This is a genomic window from Streptomyces sp. ADMS, from assembly GCF_033441795.1.
Lineage (GTDB): Bacteria > Actinomycetota > Actinomycetes > Streptomycetales > Streptomycetaceae > Streptomyces.
In genome coordinates, this window is sequence record NZ_JAVFVX010000273.1 from 1 (window position 1) to 2,362 (window position 2,362).

3 pseudogenes are annotated in these 2,362 nt (G+C 71.5%); all 3 read right to left on the reverse strand.

Annotation, left to right across the window (positions count from 1 at the left end):
• A pseudogene (locus tag RB628_RS40265) lies at positions 1-1,317 on the reverse strand (phosphoketolase family protein); the annotation flags it as partial.
• Between the two features lie 14 nt (positions 1,318-1,331).
• Positions 1,332-1,895 (reverse strand): annotated as a pseudogene (locus tag RB628_RS40270) (universal stress protein); the annotation flags it as partial.
• Positions 1,896-2,224: 329 nt separating this feature from the next.
• Positions 2,225-2,362: pseudogene (locus RB628_RS40275) on the reverse strand (universal stress protein); the annotation flags it as partial.

Below are 2,362 nucleotides of genomic sequence, written 5' to 3' on the forward strand. Positions count from 1 at the left end.
GTCGAAGACGGCCTGGAGCCGGTTGGAGGCGGTCTCGTCCGGGCCGACAAGGCGGAAGTCCCGCCGTCCGCCGGTGTCCTTCATCACCCGCGCCAGGAGGTCGCCGAGGACCCGGGTCGGCTCGTGCAGGGTCGTGCCCGGCTTGTCGACAGGTACGGCGAACTCGTCGAGCGAGGGGATGGGCAGGTCGCGTACGAGCAGGCCGCCGTTGGCGTGCGGGGTGGCACCCAGCCGCTTGGCGCCCTCGGGAATGCAGGCGAGCACGTCGGCCACGGGTCGGCCGTCGGCGGCGAAGAGCTCCTGGGGTTTGTACGAGCGCAGCCAGGTTTCCAACTGGCGTAGGTGCTCGGGGTTTTCGCGGACGCCCGCCAGCGGGACCTGGTGGGCGCGCCACGTTCCCTCGACGGGCACGCCGTCCACCTCGGCGGGACCGGTCCAGCCCTTCGGAGTGCGCAGCACGATCATCGGCCAGTGCACTCGCTCGGTGACGCCGTCTTCGCGGGCGGTCTGCTGCATCACCGCGATGCGGCCCAGGGCGTCGTCCATCGCCGCCGCCATGGCCCGGTGCACCTTGACCGGGTCGTCACCGGTCACATGGACCGGCTCGTGGCCGTATCCCCGCAGCAGCTCGTCGAGTTCGGCCTCCGGGATGCGGGAGAGCACCGTGGGGTTGGCGATCTTGTATCCGTTGAGGTGCAGGACCGGCAGGACGGCGCCGTCGTGCGCGGGGTCGAGAAACTTGTTGGAGTGCCAGGCGGCGGCCAGCGGTCCGGTCTCCGCCTCTCCGTCGCCGATCACGCAGGCGACCAGCAGGTCTGGGTTGTCGAAGGCGGCGCCGTACGCGTGCGCGAGCGAGTAGCCGAGCTCACCGCCCTCGTGGATCGAGCCGGGCGTCTCCGGTGCCACGTGACTGGGCACACCGCCGGGGAAGGAGAACTGCCGGAACAGCCGCGCCATGCCCTCCCCGTCCCGCGACACTTCCGGATAGGTCTCGCTGTAGCTGCCCTCCAGCCACGAGTTGGCCAGGATCGACGGACCACCGTGCCCCGGACCCCACACGCACAGCGCGTCCAGCCCCCGGGCCTTGATCACCCGGTTGAGGTGCGTGTACACGAGGTTGAGGCCAGGCGAGGTGCCCCAGTGGCCCAGCAGCCGCGGCTTGATGTGCTCGGGCCTCAGAGGCTCGGTGAGCAGCGGGTTGGACATCAGGTAGATCTGGCCCGCCGCAAGGTAGTTGGCGGCCCTCCAGTGCGCGTCCAGCGTGCGCAGCTCGTCGTCGGAAAGTACGGTGGCGTCCTGGTGTTCGGCCTTGGGCATGAGGACTCCGGATGTCATCGGGCGGTGGAGGTGGCATGGTCGGCAAGAAGGCGCCGGAGTGCATGGGCGACGCGTCCCAGCTGGAGCCCGATGTGCCTCGAGGGTTGCGCCGGGCTGCGACCGCCAGTAAGTCGGCCTTGTGCGAGGCGGCCAGGAGCACCCTGCGCGCCGGACACTCCACCGTGCGACCGCACAGCTCCACATCCGCGGGCGCGTCCTTCAGCGCCTGGTCCAGGACCTCGGCAGCATGCTGTTCGTGCAGCCTGGCGGGTTCCCCGGCGAGCAGGGGGTGGTCGGTGGTCTCTTGCGCGGGACACCACCAGGCCCGTACGGGCATCCAGGGTCACGCCGCGCAGCCTCGTCTCCTGGACGGCGAAGCGCAGGGCGGCGGACTCCGTCCCGTTCTCACCGCCGCCCACGACGACGCGGCCGTCCCCGGCTCGGACCTGGTTGTCATGGCTGTCGCGCAGCACGATCACCGGGCAGTCGGCGTGGGCGGCGACGGTCAGACTGACCGAGCCGAGCACCATCTCGACGAAGCCGCTGCGACCACGGGTGCCGAGCACCAGGGGCTGGGCCAAGCCGGAGTGCGTGAGGCGGTCTCGGCTCCGTCGGTGGCGCGTGATGGCGCGGCGGCGAAGTGGCCCGCCGACCGCAAACCTCAGCGACACACGGCCGACCGGAGAGCAGCTGTTGTTCCGGGTTCCCGCCCGGCCGCGCGATGGGCTCGACCGGATCCACCACCGGGGCTTCGGGCCCCACGACACAGGGCGCGACGGCGCGCCGAGCGTGGAGAAGCCGAGGGCACACGAGGAGGAGGCAGTTACGACCAAGCCGCAGTACGCAGTCGTGGCCGAAGAGCCGCCGCGCACAGCGGCCTCCGGATCCGTCGCGCACCACGCGGCGGTCATGGCCGCTCGCTGGCTCGTACGACGGCGACCGGGCAGTGGGCGTGTGCAGCAGTGCCTGGCTGACCGAGCCGAGCAGCAGGCCCGTGAAGCCGCCACGGCCGCGGGCGCCGACCACGACGAGCTGCGCATCGCGG